Consider the following 17,769-nt stretch of genomic DNA (forward strand, 5'->3'; position numbering starts at 1 on the left):
TGCTGGGCCCGATATTCATGACTTGGTGTCAGGGTCAGGCTCGACGCTGTCGGTCAATACCCGGTTACGGGCGTTGTCAATATGCTTGCGCATGAGCTCCCTGGCCGCGACCTGGTCTTGCGTCTCGATGGCTTTGTAGATGGCCAGATGCTCTTTCTGCACCAGTTCGAGCCGCGCCAGATTCATCTGCAGCGAAAGCTTGCGCGCGACCGTCATGCCGGAAAAAATCAGTGTGGACAGAGAAGCCATGGTGGAGACGAACAGCTCGTTCTTGGTAGCGGCTGCGATAGCAGCATGGAAGTCTATGTCGGAACTAGTGGCGATGGTACGCGAAGCGACGGCGTTATCCATGTCGTGCAGCGCATCGCCGATCCGCTTGAGGTCGATATTTGTGCGGCGTCTCGCCGCCAGCCACGCGGCTTCCCCTTCGAGCGCGATTCGGTATTCGAAGCAGCGCACGAGGTCGGCCACGCCGCCCATAGGCGCAAAGTCGAAAAATTCTTTCTTGGGCCGCCGCAGGATGTAGGAGCCCGAACCATGTCTGGAAATGATGATTTCATCGGACCGCAGGCGCAGCAGGGCTTGACGGACGACGGGGCGAGACACGCCAAACTGCTTGGCCAGGCGTTCTTCTGAAGGAAGCCTATCCCCTTCTTTCAGATCCCCAAAAGTGATCCAGGACAGCATATTTTCGTAAAGCTTATCGGCCAATTTGCCGTGCGTGACAGGAACGGCGGAGATGTTCGCTGCGCTTACTGTAGGCGGTTTCATGTGCGTATGCGGTGTTGGTCAGGCCGATATTATGGGCTGTATACACGCTGCCGTGATGCTTGCTTTTTCCCCTTCAGGAACTATACTTGTAATAAAGTTGTTAAGGCAATAGAGACTGCCCTTCTACGTTGTAACTGTGCTTCAAAGTTTTTGCAAGGGACACACGGCGGCGGATTTTCTACATCAATGCAGGGGCTGTCCCGGGTCTCCCCCGAATCGCCCTCAGGCAATGAATGCGCCGTATACGACCCTCTACGCAATTTGTGACGCTCCAGACTCTGATGCACCTATGGTCATGCCTGCACCCGGCAGCGACAAAGGGGCAGGCCCTCGTGCAACAAGTTACTCAACGTTGTTGTTTGGTTGTGTGGATATCAGGAGGATGACAATATGAAACGCACAAATGTAGTAGATGTAGCGGATCAGGCTGGCAATGGCAGTGTGAACCGGCGGCGGTTTCTTACCACCCTGGGCGGCGGGGCCATGGTGCTCGGGTTCCCGTTCATCGCGACATCACGCAAGGCGCTCGCAGAGGGCACGGACAATGCACCTCTCGACATGAATGCCGCACGCAAAGAGGGCCCATTATTGCTCTGGCACGGCGACCAAGAGGCCGATGTCGTCAAGTTCAATAAAATCTTCACGGACAAGACCGGCATTCAAGTAAATCAGCAGCGCCTTCTGCCGGGAGCCGCGTGGCCCAAGCTGTATGCCGAATTGCGCGCGGGCAAGGCCGATGTCGACGTCTATGACACCTCCGACCTCGGCACGATGGACAAGATGCGCCAATTGGGACACTTGCTGCGCTACGAATTCGAGGACCTGGATGCCTACGATCCGCGTGCGGTGAGCAACCCTCGCGGGTACTGGGCAACCTATTACATCAATGCGGGGCCGATCATGTACGACCCCCGCTATGTCAAGAAAGAAGAGGCGCCCAAGTCTCTGGTTGATCTCCTGAATCCGCTCTGGAAAAACGGCATTGGCTTCCAGAATGCCGCTGCGGGTACTTCGTATGGGATGTGGTTCGTACTGCGCAATATTCTCGCGAAGGATTACTGGACCAAGTTGGCTGCACAAAAACCCAGGGGGTATTCGTCCTCGACGCAGATCATGAGCGACATACACCGCGGGGACCTCAAGCTGGGCGGGCGCGTCAGCATCTTCCAATACCTGAAGTCCAAGCGCGACAAACAGCCCATCGAGATGGTTTTCCCCACTGAAGGCACGCCGGCAGTGAATCAGGTCACAGCGGCCTTCAAGACAACGAAGCGCCCCAACGCTGCCAAGGCTTACGTCAAATTCCTGCTTTCCGCCGAAGGGCAGAAGATATGGAATGAAATCCAGGGGTCTTATTCCGCTCGCAAAGATGTCAACATCGAGGGCCTGCCACCCCTGTCATCCATCAAGCTGCTATTCCCGACGCCGAGCGAGCTAGCGGAATACGCGTCGGAAAAGCTGCATTCCGAATACCTGAAAGTCTGGAACAACATGGTCGGATTGTAAAAGAGCCATGGCTGCCAACACCCCTGCCCCGCGGGCACAAGGCCACGCTGTTTCCAGTCGCCCACGGGGGCGCTTCTCTCTTAGGGTGTGGTTGCCCCTGTTGTTCATACTGGCCTGCCTGGGCTACCCACTGCTACTGCTGATTACCAGTGCGTTCAATGTGGGTGACCCGCAGGCCCTTCCTGCGGTCGAGTATGGCCTGGCGAATTTCGCCGAACTGGGCAAGCACCTCGACTGGATCGGCAATACCCTGCTGGTATCGTCGCTGGCTACAGTGCTGGCCACCGCCATTGCAATCATACTGGCGTGGATACTGTATCGGACCACAGTCCCGGGACAGCGCGTCTTCGAAGTCCTTATTTCCATTCCGTATCCGCTAGGGCCGCTGGTGGGTGCATTGGCATGGAGCGCGCTGGCCTCGCCGGGCGACGGGATACTGAACCGTATTTACATGAGTGTCACTGGCGCCACGGGACCATTGCTCAACATTTATACGGTTCCGGGCATTATTTTTGTCATGGCCATCTTCGAGGCGCCGGTGGCGGTTCTCATGATCGGAGCGGCCATGCAGCGCATGGACTCGTCGCTGGAGGAGTCTTCTGCCATTTTCGGTGCAGGCAAGCTCCACACCGCATTGCACATCACGCTGCCCTTGCTGCTGCCGGCCGTCCTGAGCGCGGCGCTGTTTCTCTTCACCTCGATGATGGGCGCGTTCGCGATCCCCACCATGCTGGGAACCAATGCCCGTTTCTATGTGGCGACCACGGCCATCTATGTGATGTTCCAGAGTTACCCGCCGAACTATCCATTGGCGGCGGCCATAGGTGTGGTGCTGATTGCGATTGCCGCTCTAAGCGTATGGCTGTATACGCGGGCGGTCAAATCCCGGTCGTTCGCGGTTGTCAGCGGCAAGACCTATCGTTCACGCCGACTCAATATGCGCGGCTGGACGCCCGTGCTTTTCGGCATCGAGTGTCTTTACGTGTTGGTCGCGCTAGTGTTGCCTATCGGGGTTCTGGTATTGGCGTCCCTGCAGAACAGCGGCGATATCACACTTATCCCCTCGCACTGGACGCTCAGCAACTTCCATTATGTGCTGATCGATTTCCCGACCACGCAGCAGGCCATCGGCAACAGCCTGCTGCTGGGGGTGGGGACGGGCACCATAGGGGTTGCCCTTGCCACAGTTATCGCCTGGACGGTCTATCGCTCAAACAGCACAGGGCGGCATCTGCTCGAACAGGTGACGATGCTGCCGCAAGCATTTCCACGGCTGATTTTCGCCTTTGGCTTCCTGTGGATGGTGCTTTCCCTGCCAGTGTCGCTGTACGGAACACTGTGGGCTGTGCTGCTGGCCTACATCATAGTATTTCTGCCGCTGGCATATCGAGGCATGAGCGGGGTCATCGTACAGATTGACCGCTCCCTGGAAGAGGCTGCCCGGGTGGAAGGCGCAGGCTGGTCCAGAATGATGCGCACCGTTACGGTGCCGTTGCTCAAGAGCGGAATCGTTGCGAATTGGGCACTGCTTTTCATGATTTCGGTGCGCGAGGTCAGTGCCTCGCTGTTCCTGTCTGGTCCGGGAACACAGGTGCTGGGTCCGGCGATTTTCAGTTTCTGGGATTCAGGCGGATTGCCGAAAGTGAGCGCGCTGGTCGTGGTGCAGGCGGCCATCATTATGGTCTGCCTGATCGTCGTACGCCGCATTACCCGGGACAAAGTACAAAGCTGATCTTCGTGTCGCGCGGATCCGAGAGGAATAACGATGGGTGATATAACACCGTATATTGAAGTGCGCAATCTGACGGTCGCTTATGGCGACAAAGTAGTGGTTCATGGGATTTCGTTCAGTGTGGCGCCGGGAGAGCATCTGTCGCTGCTTGGGCCTTCCGGCTGCGGGAAATCCACGACGCTGCGTTGCATTGCAGGCCTGGAGACACCCACCGAGGGCGAAATCGTGATCGACTCGCGAGTGGTTTTCTCATCAGAGCGGGGCATCAACATCCCGACCGAAAAGCGCAATCTGTCTATGGTGTTCCAGTCGTACGCGATCTGGCCGCATATGACGGTATTCGACAATGTCGCTTATGGCCTGCGCACTCGCAAGCAGCGCGACGTGGATATCGACGCTCAGGTCATGTCTGCGCTCGAAATGGTCGGAATGAAGGATCTGGCCTCGCGCCCCGCCACCGATCTCAGCGGCGGCCAACAGCAGCGCGTCGCGCTCGCGCGAAGCTATGCGTGTCGTCCGAAGGTTATTCTGCTCGATGAACCACTCTCGAACCTGGATGCCAGGCTGCGCACACGCATGCGTGAAGAAATGAAAGAGCTGCAGCAGCAGTTCGCGGCGAGCACGCTGTATGTCACGCACGATCAGGAAGAGGCGATGGCCATGTCGAACCGCGTGATCGTGATGCGCGAGGGCCATATCGAGCAGGAAGGCCCGCCGCTCGAGATCTACAACCAGCCGCGCAGCCGCTTCGTGGCCGACTTTATTGGCGCGGCCAACATCATCACCGGAAAGCTGGCTGATTCTTCATCCGCCCGCCCGGTTCTCGATGTGGGTGGCGGCATTCTATTGTCTTGCGCTCCCCGAGACTCCATGCCCGAACCGGGCCCCGATGGCAAGCATACCGTTGCCGTGCGTTCGGTCTACGCCGAGCTGAGCACCCAGCCAACGCCTGCGGCTCAGAACCAGTGGCCGGCAACGATCGAACAGCGCATCCTTCTCGGCGATATCGTTACATACTTTATACGCTGGCCTGGCGGCCTCATCCGTGTACACGGATTCCCGGGGGCGCTGCTGGAAGAGAAGGCTTCGGTGTTTCTGACCATACCGCCGGAACGGGCAATACTCGTAGACGGAAATGTCTGAACGGCGTATCAAGGCTTGTAGCGAGTCCACGAGCGACAAGAATGCCTCCCCTCGTCTACAGGCGAGGCGCCGCGCGCGGCCGGACTGCTTGTCTTGCGAACAAGAACAACGCAACATGCGGGCGCGGGGGCATTCTTGTGAACGCGCGATAGTCCAACAGGACTAGTCCGTCGCAGGCTCTTCTTGTGATTCGACGCCTGAACGACTTCTTTCTTTGTCCTTCTCCAGAATCGTTCAAGCTACGCAGCCTGTGTGGCTGCAAATTGCCGCGCTGAATGTCGTATAGCCAGGCCCATAAAAATTGACAGCGCAGCCCGGCAGCACAGTCCAAATGTAACAAATCTTTCCGCCCCACTTGAACAAAACGCCTCCGCCCCTATAATTAGCACTCGAAGGGGATGAGTGCTAACAGTCACGTACCCCTCGTTCCTATCCAGTTTCCAATATCTATTCAACAGGAGTTCCTCCATGGCACTGCGTCCTTTGCACGATCGCGTGATCGTCAAGCGTTTGGACAACGAGCGCACCACCGCGTCGGGCATCGTGATTCCCGATAGCGCCGCCGAAAAGCCCGATCAAGGCGAAGTCGTCTCTGTCGGCCCCGGCAAGAAGACCGAAGACGGCAAAGTGCTGCCGGTCGACGTGAAAGCTGGCGACAAGGTCCTGTTCGGCAAGTACGCCGGCCAGGCCGTGAAAGTGGACGGCGAAGAACTGCTGGTCATCCGCGAAGAAGAAATTCTCGCCGTCATCCAGTAATTACACGAATCAAGCAAGGAATCTGACAAATGGCTGCTAAGCAAGTACTTTTCGGCGACGACGCGCGTGTGCGCATCGTTCGCGGCGTGAACATTCTGGCCAACGCCGTCAAGACCACCCTGGGCCCCAAGGGTCGCAACGTGGTCCTGGAACGTTCGTTCGGCGCCCCCACCGTCACCAAGGACGGCGTGTCGGTTGCCAAGGAAATCGAACTGAAGGACAAGTTCGAGAACATCGGCGCCCAACTGGTCAAGGAAGTCGCTTCCAAGACCTCCGACAACGCCGGTGACGGCACCACCACCGCCACCGTGCTGGCCCAGGCCGTGGTCGAAGAAGGCCTGAAGTATGTGGCCGCCGGTATCAACCCCATGGACCTGAAGCGCGGCATCGACAAGGCTGTCGCCGCCGCCGTGGAAGAGCTGAAGAAGCTGTCCAAGCCCTGCACCACCAGCAAGGAAATCGCCCAGGTCGGCTCGATCTCGGCCAATAGCGACAGCTCGATCGGCGAAATTATCGCCAACGCGATGGACAAGGTCGGCAAGGAAGGCGTGATCACCGTCGAAGACGGCAAGTCGCTGGAAAACGAACTGGACGTCGTGGAAGGCATGCAGTTCGACCGCGGCTACCTGTCGCCCTACTTCATCAACAACCCCGACAAGCAAGTTTCGGCCCTGGAAGATCCGTATGTCCTGATCTACGACAAGAAGATCAGCAACATCCGCGACCTGCTGCCCGTGCTCGAGCAAGTTGCCAAGTCCAGCCGTCCGCTGCTGATCATCGCCGAAGACGTCGAGGGCGAAGCCCTGGCGACCCTGGTGGTGAACAACATCCGTGGCATCCTGAAGACCACCGCCGTCAAGGCTCCGGGCTTCGGCGACCGCCGCAAGGCCATGCTGGAAGACATCGCCATCCTGACCGGCGGCAATGTGATCTCGGAAGAAACCGGCATGTCGCTGGAAAAGGCCACGCTGAACGATCTGGGCCAAGCCAAGCGCGTTGAAGTCGCCAAGGAAAACACCACGATCATCGACGGCGCTGGCGACAGCAAGTCGATCGAAGCCCGCGTCAAGCAAGTTCGCGTGCAGATCGAGGAAGCCACTTCCGACTACGACCGTGAAAAGCTGCAAGAACGCGTGGCCAAGCTGGCCGGCGGCGTTGCCGTGATCCGCGTCGGTGCTGCGACCGAAGTCGAAATGAAAGAAAAGAAGGCTCGTGTGGAAGATGCGCTGCACGCCACTCGCGCTGCCGTGGAAGAAGGCATTGTCCCCGGCGGCGGCGTTGCACTGATCCGCGCCAAGGCGTCGATCGCCAAGGTCAAGGGCGACAACGCCGACCAGGACGCCGGCATCAAGCTGATCCTGCGTGCGGTCGAAGCTCCCCTGCGCACCATCGTGGCCAATGCCGGCGATGAGCCCAGCGTGGTGGTCAATGCCGTGGCCAACGGCAAGGGCAACTACGGCTACAACGCGGCCACCGGCGAGTACGGCGACCTGGTCGAACAAGGCGTGCTGGACCCCACCAAGGTGACCCGCACTGCCCTGCAGAACGCTGCCTCCGTGGCCAGCCTGCTGCTGACGACCGAAGCCGCCGTGGCCGAAATCGTCGAAGACAAGCCCGCTGCTCCGGCCATGCCGGACATGGGCGGCATGGGTGGCATGGGCGGCTTCTAATACCTGCCTGCCGCGCCGGCCCGACGGCCGGTGCAGCACCCATCCAGGAAAATCCCGGCCTCGCGCCGGGATTTTTTTGCCTGCCCGCGACGCCGGCATATGGCGCCGGCATTTTCCCCCGGGCATGATGTACCATGCCGCAAGACGCGAACGATACCTAAGTAATACGCAAGCGAAGCGGCAAGATCTCGAAGCCTGCGGAGAGCGACACACCAGCATGAGCACACATTCCCCCTACAAGAGCCGCGGCGGCTTCGGCCGGCTGTTCAATGCCCTGAGCTATTCGGCCAAGGGCCTGCGGGCTGCGTTCCAGCACGAAGCCGCGTTTCGCCAGGAACTGCTGCTGGCTGTAGTGCTGGTACCGGCGGCGTTCTGGGTGGGGCGCGATGCGCTGCAGGTGCTGCTGCTGATAGGCACGGTGGTCTTCGTGCTGGTCGTGGAGCTGTTGAATTCCGCGCTGGAAGCGGTGGCCGATTCGGTGACGCTGGAACACCACCCGCTGATCGGGCGCGCCAAGGACCTGGGCAGCGCGGCTGTGCTGCTGGCGCTGCTGTTCGGGGCCGCGGTCTGGCTGGCTTGCCTGTATCTGCGCTTCTTTTAGCCGCGACACGGGCCGCCGCCTGTCCGAAGGCCAGGCCCTGCCGGGCGGCGCCGACAAGCATGCGCCCAAACCCAAGTAAACTATAGCCCGCACGGTTACAGTGCTTGCACGGATGCCGCCGGCTGCGCTGGAACCCTCGGTTTCACCCCATTCACCAAGCCTGGCGGCCCGTTTGCCGCATCCTCGCACAACCACCCATGAGCTTCATTGCCAAACTCGACCAGTCCTGGACCGACACGAATTCCCTGCTGATGGTGGGGCTGGACCCGGACCCCAAGCGCATGCCTGCCGAGCTGCAGGGGCGCGGCGACGCGGTCTACGAGTTCTGCAAGGCCATCGTGGATGCCACGGCGCCGTACGCCTGTGGCATCAAGCCACAGATCGCCTATTTCTCGGCGCAGCGCGCCGAAGACCAGCTCGAGGCACTATGCCGCTATGTGCACTCGGCCTACCCCGGCCTGCCCATCGTGCTCGACGCCAAGCGCGGCGATATAGGATCCACGGCCGGGCAATACGCCCGCGAGGCCTTCGAGCGCTATGACGCCGATGCCGTCACGGTCAGCCCCTACATGGGCTTCGACACGGTCCAGCCCTATCTGGAATGGAAGGACCGCGGCGTCATCATCCTGTGCCGCACCTCGAACCCGGGCGGCTCGGACCTGCAATTCATCGAGTCGGCCGACGGCACGCCGCTGTATCTGCATGTGGCCGGCCTGGTGGCCGAGCGCTGGAATACCACGGGCCAATGCGCCCTGGTGGTGGGCGCTACGTTCCCGGAAGAAATCGCGCGTGTCAGGCAGCGGGTGGGCGACATGCCCCTGCTGGTGCCGGGCATAGGTGCGCAAGGCGGCGATATTCCGGCCACGGTCCAAGCCGGGCGCGACAGCCGCGGCAGGGGGATGATGATCAATTCCTCGCGCGCGATTCTGTATGCGGGCAGCGGCGACGACTGGCGCGTTGCGGCTGCGGCCGCGGCCCGGGCCACGCGCGACGCAATCAACGCTGCGCGATGAACTCCAGCGCGGTGCGCAGCGCGTAATCGACAGCCGAACGCCGCACCTCGCCGCGCCCCCCTTCGAAGATCTTTACCGCGGCACGCGTGACGATGCCGTCGGCCGCGCGCCGGGCGAAACCGAAGCACACCATGCCTACGGGCTTGCCCGGGGTCGCGCCGCCGGGCCCGGCAATGCCGGTGGTGGAGATGGCGAATTGGGCGTCGCGCACTTCGGCCAGCACGCCCGCGGCCATTTCCATGGCGGTTTCTTCGCTGACCGCGCCGAAGCGTTCCAGCGTGTCGGCGCTGACCCGCAAATGCTGCATCTTGGCGGCATTGCTGTAGGTGACGAAGCCCCGCTCGAACCAGACGCTGGACCCTGGCAGTTCGGTCAGGGCAGCGCTCAGCAGGCCGCCGGTGCAGGATTCGGCACAGGCCAGCATCCAGCCGCGCTCGGTCAGCAGGCCGCCGAGATCGCGCAGCAGGGCCTCGGGTTCGTTCAGGCTCATAGTAGTAGCAACTCCAGTCGGACCAGGATGGCCATCACCAACAGCGCATAGGCCGCGGCGACGATGTCGTCCCACATCACGCCGAAGCCGTTCTTGAAGTGACGGTCGAAAAAACCGATGGGTGGGGGCTTGACGATGTCGAAGGCGCGAAAAAGGATGAAGGCGGTCAGCTGCGCGCCCCAACTGCCCGGGGTCAGCCACAGCACCAGCCAGAAGGCGGTGATTTCGTCCCAGACCATGCCGGAATGGTCCGGCGCGCCCAGTTCCTTGCCCACGCGATGGCAGCACCAGCAGCCGTAGGCAAAGGCCAGGACCAGCACGGCGGCGACCGCCGCGTCGGGCAGCCGCCCCACGACCAGCACCCACAACACCCATGCCGCCAGGGTGCCCCACGTGCCGGGAGCGGGCCGCAGCAGGCCGCTGCCGAAGCCGAACGCCACGACGCGCGCCGGCTCGTGCCACAACCAGGCGAACGAAGGCTCGAGCGTGCGCGCGCCGCCCGATTCGGGCTGGGGGCTGGACATAGGAGGCTGCTTGGGATCGTGCATGTAGCGTGTAGTGTAACGGCTCGGGCAGCGGCCCGTGCAAGAGAATTCAGTTGAAATGATCGAAGCCCGCTGGCAGCGGCGCTATGGGCCGGCCGCCCTCGTCCAGCACCTGCAGCGCGCCCGGCCCCGCGGTGATGCAGCCGATGCGCGAAACCCGCGAACCGCAACGGCGTGCCAGCGCCAGGATCTCGTCGCGCCTGGCCGCAGCGGCGGTAAAGCATAACTGGTATACGTCGCCGCCGCCCAAAACGGCTTGCCGCTGCAGCGCCTGCGGCAGCCCGGCCAGCGCCTCGGCCACCGGCAAGGACGCATAGTCGAGCTGCGCGCCGCAGGCGCTGGCCTTCAGGATGTGGCCCAGATCTTGTAGCAACCCATCCGAAATGTCCAGGGCGGCATGGGCCACGCCGGCCAGGGCGGCGCCCAGCTCCAGCGGCGGTTCGGGGCGTTCCAGCGCGGCTCGGGTAGCGGCCAGTAGTTGAGGATCGGGCGGCAATTCGCCCGCCAGCAATCGCAGCGCGATGTCCGCGGCGCCGAGCGTGCCCGAGACCCAGATATCATCGCCCTCGCGCGCCGCATCGCGGCGCAGCGCCTGGCCGACCGGAACGTGGCCCAGCACCGTCACGCTGATGACGATACACGAGGGACTGCGCGTGGTATCGCCGCCCACCAGCGGGCAGCCCGCGGCATCGGCCAAGGCATAGTAGCCGTCGGCAAAGGCCTCGAGCCAATCGGGCCGCAGCTCGGGCAGCGACAGGCCCAGCAGGCAGGCGACGGGCCTTGCCCCCATGGCGGCCAGATCCGAAAGATTGACGGCCAGGGCCTTGTGGCCCAGCGCACGCGGCTCGGCGTTGGAGAAGAAATGCCGCCCTTCGATCAGCAGATCGGTACTGGCGGCAAGCTCCATGCCCGGGGCGGGCGGCATCAAGGCGCAATCGTCGCCCACTCCGAGGTACGCAGCAGGCGCGGGCCGGGAAAAATAGCGCGCGATGAGATCGAATTCGTTGGTCAAGGCACCCTCATGCGTAGCCTGCGCGAGCCGGCCGGACCGCCGGCGCCTGGCCTGTCGATGTCCGCGGAACCAGGCCCGCTGGATTGCACGCGCCGCGACAGGCGCGAGCCTGTCGCAGAGCCGGCCGGCGGCAGGCCAGGGAAATTCAGCGGCGCGCCGCTGCCTGGACTTCCGTGGCGCGCACATCGGCGGCCATTTTGTCGAGCACGCCGTTGACGAACTTGAAGCCGTCGGTGCCGCCATAGGACTTGGCCAATTCCACGGCCTCGTTGATGGCGACCTTGTAAGGCACTTCGATGTGATGCACCAGCTCGTAGCTGCCTATGAGCAGGATGCCGTGTTCGATGGGCGAGAGTTCTTCCAGCGGCCGGTCGACATACGGCATGAAGCGCTCGCGCAGGCCGACGGCCTCGCGCATCACACCATGCAGCAGCGTCTTGAACCAGGCCGCGTCGGCTTCCTGGAATTCTTCGTCGTCACGAATATGGGCATCGATGGCGCCGGCTTCCTGCGTGCCGTCTTCGCCGCGCAGCAGCCAGGCGTAAATGCCCTGCAAGGCGAATTCGCGCGCCCGGCGGCGGGCGCTGCGCCCGGCCGGCCGGGATGCGCCCGCGGCGCCCTGAGGCTTATTCTTGCTCGTCAAAATCTTCGTCCTCGTCGTCATCATCGTCATCGTCGGTCTCGGGCTCGAGAGCGGCGATCAGATTGGCCATCTCGACGGCGACGCGGGCGCAATCGCGGCCCTTGCCGGCGGCACGCGCCTGGGCCTGTTCGTCGGTATCGGTGGTCAGCACGCCATTGGCCACCGGAATACCGGTTTCCAGCGACACGCGGCTGATGGCCGCGCCGCTTTCATTGCTGACGAGTTCGAAATGATAGGTTTCGCCGCGGATGACTGCGCCGAGCGCTATCAGGGCGTCGAACTCGAAGGTCTCGGCCATTTGCGCCAGCGTCACGCCCAGTTCGAGGGCGCCGGGCACCGAGACGACCATGACGTCGCGCTCGTCGACCCCAAGTTCGGCAAGCTCGGCGAGGCAGGCTTCGAGTTCGGCCTGGCCGATTTCTTCGTTGAAACGGGCGCGCACGATGCCCAGATGCAGGCCCTCGCCGTTCAGATCGGGGGACACGGTGTATGGATTCATTGCGGGCACTCCTGTGGGGGTGGATTGAGCGACTCACGATTGAGCGGCTCACTATCGTAACCCGTGATGGCAAGCGAGAAGCCCGCCATGCTGGGCATTTTGCGCGGGCGCGCGAGCAGGCGCGCCCGGCCGACGTTCAGGTCGCGCAGGATCTGCGCGCCGATGCCATAGGTACGCAGGTCGAAGCGCGTATCGGTGCCTTGCTGGACTTCGCTTTCTTGCCCCCAGGCCGCGAACTGGCTGAACAACAGTTCGGCCGAGCCCTGGCAATTGAGCAATACCAGGACGCCGGAACGCGCGGCCGAAATCGCCGCGAGCGCGTTGGAAACGCTCCAGCTATGGCCCGTGTCGCCGCTGGACAGCACGTCGAGCATGCTGGTGGGTTCGTGCACGCGCACCAGCGCTTCGACCTCGGGCTCGATGACGCCGTGCACCAGCGCCAGATGGGGCTCGCCGGCGGCCTGGTCGCGGTAGGCCACTGCCCGGAAGCGGCCCCAGGGCGTCTGCAGCTCGCGTTCGGCGACACGCTCGATCATGGATTCATGTTCGCTGCGGTACTGGATCAGGTCGGCGATGGTGCCGATTTTCAGCCCGTGTTCGCGCGCGAACACTTTGAGGTCGGGCAGGCGCGCCATGGTGCCGTCGGGCTTGAGGATCTCGCAGATCACCGCCGCCGGGGCCAGCCCGGCCAGCGCCGTCAAGTCGCAGCCCGCTTCGGTGTGGCCGGCCCGCACCAGCACGCCGCCGCGCACCGCCTGCACCGGAAAGATGTGGCCCGGCTGCACGATGTCTTCCGGCCTGGCGTCGCGCGCCACCGCCGCCTGGATGGTACGCGCGCGGTCGGCGGCCGAAATGCCCGTGCCGACGCCCTCGGCGGCCTCGATCGACACAGTGAAATTCGTGCCGTAGCGCGTGCCGTTGCGGCTGGCCATGAGCGGCAACTGCAATTGGCGGCAGCGCTCTTCGGTCAGCGTCAGGCAGACCAGCCCGCGGGCGTGCGTGACCATGAAATTGATGGCCTCGGGCGTGACGTATTCGGCGGCCATGACCAGGTCGCCCTCGTTCTCGCGGTCTTCCTCGTCGACCAGAATGACCAGGCGGCCGGCACGCAGCTCGGCGACGATCTCGGGGACGGAGGCAATGTCTTGGGAATGCGGCTCTGGAGCCGCGGCGGGGTCGCGAGTTTCGCTCATGATGATGGCTTGTATGGGGATAGGGACGCATTTTAACTCGTGGCGGCCCCGGCGCCGCGGCCGCGTCGCTGCGGCCCGAGCCCTATGCTGTCACAAAACCCTAGTAATATGGGCGTGCTTTTCACGACCCGCGCTTCCATGCAAGAAAAACCGTCCGTTCCGGGCGCCCACGACGGGCGCCGCAGCATCCAATCGGTGGAGACCGGCTTCCCGCTGCTGGCCGCGCTGGTCGACGCCGGGGTGCCGCTGACGCTGCGCGACCTTGCCGGCCGGGCCGGCATGACCTCGGCCAAGGCCCACCCGTACCTGGTCAGCTTCGTACGTGTCGGCCTGGTGCAGCAGGACGCCGCCAGCGGCCAGTACGAACTCGGGCCTTTCGCCCTGCAAATGGGGCTGGTCAGCCTGCAGCGCCTGGATCCGGTGCGCATCGCCCTGCCCCACGTGCACCGCCTGGCCAGCGAAATCGGCCACACCCTGGCCATCGCCGTCCTGGGCTCGCACGGGCCGACCATGATCTACATCTGCGAAGCCAGCTATCCGGTGCATGTGAACATGCGCAAGGGCACGGTGATGTCGATGCTGCATACCGCCACCGGGCATGTCTTCGCGGCATGGCTGCCGCCGCAGGTGGCTCGGCACTACATAGAGCGCGAAGCAGGCGACCAGGCCGTGGTCACCAGCATAGGGCAGCGCCAGCTCAGCGAGCAGGCCTTCGACGCCCTGCTCGACGAAGTGCGGCGCCACGGCATGGCGCGCGCCTTGGGCAACCCGCTGCCGGGCATCGACGCGCTGTCGGTGCCGGTATTCGACCACACCGGCGGCGTGGTGCTGGCATTGACCAGCCTGGGGCCGAGCACGCTGTTCGACGCCGGATGGGACAGCCCGATCGCGCATGCGCTGAAGGACTGCGCCGGCGCCATCGGCCTGCAACTGGGTTTTCGCGCGGACAGGGCCAATGCCGCGGCGCCGCGCCAGGCGGGCGGCGTGGCCTGAAATTTATATTCCACGCCACCACCTTTTCCGCCCGCCTCGCGGCCCGCATGCCGCCCGGTTTCGCCAGGCGTGGCACCCCTTTTATTTAGTGTGAACAGGCCCTAGGCCTGTTGCTCCTAAACTCTGCGAGGCCGGACATGATGGAAAGGGAACTCAAACTGCACGTGCCGGCCGCGGCGCAAGCCGCCGTGGAACAGGACTTGCGGGGCTGCGGGGCCCACGGCCAGGTGCTGCGGGCGCTGTATTTCGACACGCCCGGGCGCGAGCTGGCGCGCGCCCGCGTGGCCCTGCGGGTGCGGCAGGAAGACGGGCAATGGGTCCAGACCCTGAAGATGCCGGGCGGCGATGCCCTGAGCCGCATCGAACTGAACCACCCGCGCGCCGAGCCCGTGCCAGACCTTTCCCTGTATGAAGACCCGCGCCTATGCAAGCTGTTCGCGGGCCTGCGCGAGCCCCTGGCCCTGCGCTACGAGACCTATGTCGAGCGCCTGCTGCTGCTCCTGCGCGGCCGCGGCAGCCGCGTCGAAGTGGCCTACGACCGGGGCGTAGTCAGCGCCGCCGGGCGCGAACTGCCCATCAGCGAGATCGAATTCGAACTGTGCCAGGGCTCCATGGCCGCAGTATTCGTCCTGGGCAAGGCCTGGACGCGGCGCTACGGACTGGTGCTCGACGTGCGCAGCAAGGCCGAGCGCGGCGACATCCTGGCGGGCGCGATGCCGCCAGCCGTCGACGCCGGACACACGGATCCGGCGGAAGAACATCCCATGGCGGCGCAGGCTTGCGAAGCATGGGCGCCGCCCCGCAAGGCCGCGCAAGCAGCGCTGGATTCCGACATGGATCTCGGCCAGGCCGCCAGCGCCTGCGCGGCCGAATGCCTGGACCAGGTCGTGCGCAACGCCACGTTCGCGGCCGGAGTGGATACCGGCATGGCGGAGCCGGCGCTGCGCGCCGAGTATGTGCATCAATTGCGCGTGGGCATACGCCGCCTGCGTTCCTGCCACAAGCTGTTTGCCGGCGACATACGGCCGCTTGCGCCGCGCATCAAGGCCGCACTGCGCCGCAGCTTCCTGGTCATGGGCGCCTCGCGCGATGCCGAAATCGTGCGGCGCGAGATTGCGCCGCGCCTCGAACTGGCCGGCATGCCCATGGGGCGCGCGGGGCCAAGCCCGCGCAAGCCGGAACCCGATGCGGCGGCGGCCCTGGCCGCGAGCCCGGGATTCCAGACCTTGCTGCTGGATTTGATGGCAGCGGCGGTGCTCGCAGGGCCGGACATTGCGGGCGAGGCCGATGCCGCAAGCGGGCAGGACGGCGAACCTGACGGGCAGGGTGGCGGATCTGGCGGGCAGGACGGCGAATCCGGCGTGCGGACGGCGCCGCCGCAAGACCCCGATGCCGCTCCCCCGGATGCCGAAGCGCCGCCCGAGGCACGCAAGGCCCTGGCGCGCAAATTGGACAAATGGCTGCGCCAGATCGTCAAGCCGGGCCAGGACTTTGTGTCGCTGGACGCCGAGGCCCAGCACAAGCTGCGCAAGAGGGCCAAGCGCCTGCGCTACGGCCTGGGCTTCGCCGCCGCCTTCCTGGACAAGCCCAGGCAGCGGCGCATCGTGGCGGCACTGGCCCGGGTCCAGGCCACGCTGGGCGAATTGAACGACCTCTATGTGGCCGAACGCTATTACCGCAATATGGCCAAGGCGCGCCCCCAGGCCTGGTTTGCGGTGGGCTGGCTGCGCGCCATGCAGCATCAGCAGAAAGACGCCGCGCAAGAGGCTTTCGCCGCCCTGGCCGCGGCCGGCCGCCTGAAGGGCGGGAAGCACTAAGGCCTACACTAAGCGCCCGGCGCCTGTTTGCCCGTCGGGGCGACACCTTTTTTAGTGCAAACAGGCGCTAAGCCACCAGCGCCGCGGCGAATTCGCGCGCCACGAAGGGCTGCAGGTCGTCCAGGCCCTCGCCCACGCCTATCCAGTACACGGGTATGGGGCGCACGCCCTGGCTGCCGGCGGCCACCGCCGCCAGCGTGCCGCCCTTGGCGGTGCCGTCCAGCTTGGTCACGACCAGGCCGGTCAGGCCTATGGCGGCGTCGAAGGCGCGAATCTGGGCGATAGCGTTCTGGCCGGTATTGCCGTCTATGACCAGCAGCACTTCGTGGGGCGCCGCCGGATCCGCCTTGCCGATCACGCGCCGGATCTTCTTGAGTTCTTCCATCAGGTGCAACTGCGTGGGCAGGCGCCCGGCCGTGTCGATCATGACCACGCCGGCCTGCCTGGCGCGGCCGGCGTTCACGGCATCGAAGGCCACGGCCGCCGGATCGCCGCCATCCTGCGCGATCACGGTGACGTTGTTGCGCGCCCCCCATTCCACCAGTTGCTCGCGCGCGGCGGCGCGGAAGGTGTCGCCCGCGGCCAGCAGCACGCTCGCCCCCTGGCGCTGGAAGGTATTGGCCAGCTTGCCGATGGAAGTCGTCTTGCCGGCGCCGTTGACACCCGCGATCATCACGACCAGCGGCTGCACGCTGCCTAACGGAAAGGATTTTTCCAGCGGCGCCAGATGCTCGGCCAGGAGGTCACGCAGCGCCGCCTTGACCTGCCCGGCGTCTTCGATCCGGTCTTTACGCACGCGGGCGCGCAAGGCCGCGATCAGGCGGCCGGTGGCCTCCATGCCCGCATCGGCCATGATCAGCGCCGACTCCAGGTCTTCGAACAGGGCCTCGTCGACCTTGACGCCGACGAACAGGCCGCCGATGCTCTGGCCGGTGCGCGACAGGCCCTGCTTGAGGCGCGAGAGCCAGGATTTTTTGGCCGCAGCCGCCGGGGCCTGATCCGCCGGAGCGGGCTCGGCAGGCACAGGCTCGGGCTCCGGCGCCACGGGCAACGCGCCCATGACCGGCACTTCGGGGACGAGGGGTACATCCGGCTCGGCGATGGGCTCGACATACCCCGCCGGCGCGTCGGGGGCCGCCAGCGTCGAGTCCTGGAGGCCAGCCACGTCGGGCATGGCCGGCGCGGCATCCGCGGCGGATGCATCCGTTGCAGGCGCATTCGTGGCGGGCGTGTCCGCGACAGGCGTGGCCGGCGCATCGACCCGCGCGCCAGCGGGGGGCGTTTCGGCCGCCGCCGGCGCGGCAGGGGCGGCCTCGGGCGCGGCGGGCTCTTGCGGCCGCTTGCGCTTAAAGATACTGAACATAGGCTTTACACTATTCCGGATT

The 17,769-nt window shown here is 64.3% G+C and carries 17 protein-coding genes; 9 read left to right on the forward strand and 8 right to left on the reverse strand.

Annotated features, from left to right (window positions below):
* Positions 1 to 15: 15 nt before the first annotated feature.
* Positions 16 to 771, reverse strand: a complete 756-nt coding sequence (locus tag KVP10_RS14595; RefSeq protein WP_217965349.1) for a FadR/GntR family transcriptional regulator — start codon at positions 769 to 771, stop codon at positions 16 to 18.
* Positions 772 to 1,161: 390 nt separating this feature from the next.
* On the opposite strand from KVP10_RS14595, the gene KVP10_RS14600 reads away from it, so the two are divergent.
* The 7 genes from KVP10_RS14600 to pyrF all read left to right on the forward strand — a co-directional run bounded on the left by KVP10_RS14600 (position 1,162) and on the right by pyrF (position 9,192).
* The gene (locus KVP10_RS14600) at positions 1,162 to 2,277 is read left to right on the forward strand and encodes an ABC transporter substrate-binding protein (protein ID WP_217965350.1); all 1,116 of its coding nucleotides are present in this window, start codon (positions 1,162 to 1,164) and stop codon (positions 2,275 to 2,277) included.
* A 7-nt stretch (positions 2,278 to 2,284) separates the two neighbouring features.
* Complete coding sequence (locus tag KVP10_RS14605) at positions 2,285 to 4,009, forward strand: ABC transporter permease (RefSeq protein ID WP_217965351.1); 1,725 nt, start codon at positions 2,285 to 2,287, stop codon at positions 4,007 to 4,009.
* Positions 4,010 to 4,042: 33 nt separating this feature from the next.
* Positions 4,043 to 5,152 carry an ABC transporter ATP-binding protein gene (locus KVP10_RS14610; protein WP_217965352.1) on the forward strand — a complete coding sequence of 370 codons (1,110 nt, stop codon included), beginning with the start codon at positions 4,043 to 4,045 and terminating at the stop codon, positions 5,150 to 5,152.
* 468 nt (positions 5,153 to 5,620) lie between these two features.
* A complete protein-coding gene (locus KVP10_RS14615) occupies positions 5,621 to 5,908 on the forward strand; it encodes a co-chaperone GroES (protein ID WP_217965353.1) in 288 nt (95 codons plus the stop codon).
* 29 nt (positions 5,909 to 5,937) lie between these two features.
* Complete coding sequence (groL, locus tag KVP10_RS14620) at positions 5,938 to 7,578, forward strand: chaperonin GroEL (RefSeq protein ID WP_217965354.1); 1,641 nt, start codon at positions 5,938 to 5,940, stop codon at positions 7,576 to 7,578.
* Between the two features lie 217 nt (positions 7,579 to 7,795).
* A complete protein-coding gene (locus KVP10_RS14625) occupies positions 7,796 to 8,179 on the forward strand; it encodes a diacylglycerol kinase (protein WP_217965355.1) in 384 nt (127 codons plus the stop codon).
* Between the two features lie 197 nt (positions 8,180 to 8,376).
* Positions 8,377 to 9,192: an orotidine-5'-phosphate decarboxylase gene (pyrF, locus tag KVP10_RS14630; protein WP_217965356.1), complete on the forward strand. Its 816-nt coding sequence runs from the start codon at positions 8,377 to 8,379 to the stop codon at positions 9,190 to 9,192.
* Here the strand turns inward: pyrF and KVP10_RS14635 are convergent.
* The 6 genes from KVP10_RS14635 to ribBA form a co-directional block, all read right to left on the reverse strand.
* The gene (locus KVP10_RS14635; RefSeq protein WP_217965357.1) at positions 9,176 to 9,682 is read right to left on the reverse strand and encodes a CinA family protein; all 507 of its coding nucleotides are present in this window, start codon (positions 9,680 to 9,682) and stop codon (positions 9,176 to 9,178) included. The two genes, pyrF and KVP10_RS14635, sit on opposite strands and share 17 nt — an antisense overlap.
* A complete protein-coding gene (locus tag KVP10_RS14640) occupies positions 9,679 to 10,206 on the reverse strand; it encodes a phosphatidylglycerophosphatase A family protein (protein WP_217965358.1) in 528 nt (175 codons plus the stop codon). Before KVP10_RS14640 ends, KVP10_RS14635 begins: the two co-directional genes overlap by 4 nt.
* Before the next feature lie 70 nt (positions 10,207 to 10,276).
* Positions 10,277 to 11,239, reverse strand: coding sequence for a thiamine-phosphate kinase (gene thiL / locus KVP10_RS14645; RefSeq protein ID WP_246600697.1), 963 nt, complete (start codon positions 11,237 to 11,239; stop codon positions 10,277 to 10,279).
* 145 nt (positions 11,240 to 11,384) lie between these two features.
* Positions 11,385 to 11,882: a transcription antitermination factor NusB gene (gene nusB, locus KVP10_RS14650; RefSeq protein WP_376810991.1), complete on the reverse strand. Its 498-nt coding sequence runs from the start codon at positions 11,880 to 11,882 to the stop codon at positions 11,385 to 11,387.
* Positions 11,866 to 12,381, reverse strand: a complete 516-nt coding sequence (gene ribH, locus KVP10_RS14655; protein ID WP_217965360.1) for a 6,7-dimethyl-8-ribityllumazine synthase — start codon at positions 12,379 to 12,381, stop codon at positions 11,866 to 11,868. The genes nusB and ribH overlap by 17 nt, the downstream gene beginning before the upstream one ends.
* Positions 12,378 to 13,574, reverse strand: coding sequence for a bifunctional 3,4-dihydroxy-2-butanone-4-phosphate synthase/GTP cyclohydrolase II (ribBA, locus tag KVP10_RS14660; RefSeq protein ID WP_217965361.1), 1,197 nt, complete (start codon positions 13,572 to 13,574; stop codon positions 12,378 to 12,380). Before ribBA ends, ribH begins: the two co-directional genes overlap by 4 nt.
* 138 nt (positions 13,575 to 13,712) lie before the next feature.
* Here ribBA and KVP10_RS14665 point away from each other — a divergent pair, with 138 nt between their 5' ends.
* Together KVP10_RS14665 and KVP10_RS14670 are read left to right on the forward strand one after the other, a co-directional pair.
* A complete protein-coding gene (locus tag KVP10_RS14665; protein WP_217965362.1) occupies positions 13,713 to 14,567 on the forward strand; it encodes an IclR family transcriptional regulator in 855 nt (284 codons plus the stop codon).
* A gap of 137 nt (positions 14,568 to 14,704) precedes the next feature.
* Positions 14,705 to 16,384, forward strand: coding sequence for a CYTH and CHAD domain-containing protein (locus KVP10_RS14670; RefSeq protein ID WP_217965363.1), 1,680 nt, complete (start codon positions 14,705 to 14,707; stop codon positions 16,382 to 16,384).
* Between the two features lie 67 nt (positions 16,385 to 16,451).
* On the opposite strand, the gene ftsY is transcribed toward KVP10_RS14670, so the two are convergent.
* Positions 16,452 to 17,747, reverse strand: a complete 1,296-nt coding sequence (ftsY, locus tag KVP10_RS14675) for a signal recognition particle-docking protein FtsY (protein WP_376810990.1) — start codon at positions 17,745 to 17,747, stop codon at positions 16,452 to 16,454.
* Positions 17,748 to 17,769 lie beyond the last annotated feature (22 nt).

The organism is Candidimonas humi (assembly GCF_019166065.1).
In the GTDB taxonomy this organism is placed as follows: domain Bacteria; phylum Pseudomonadota; class Gammaproteobacteria; order Burkholderiales; family Burkholderiaceae_B; genus Candidimonas; species Candidimonas humi.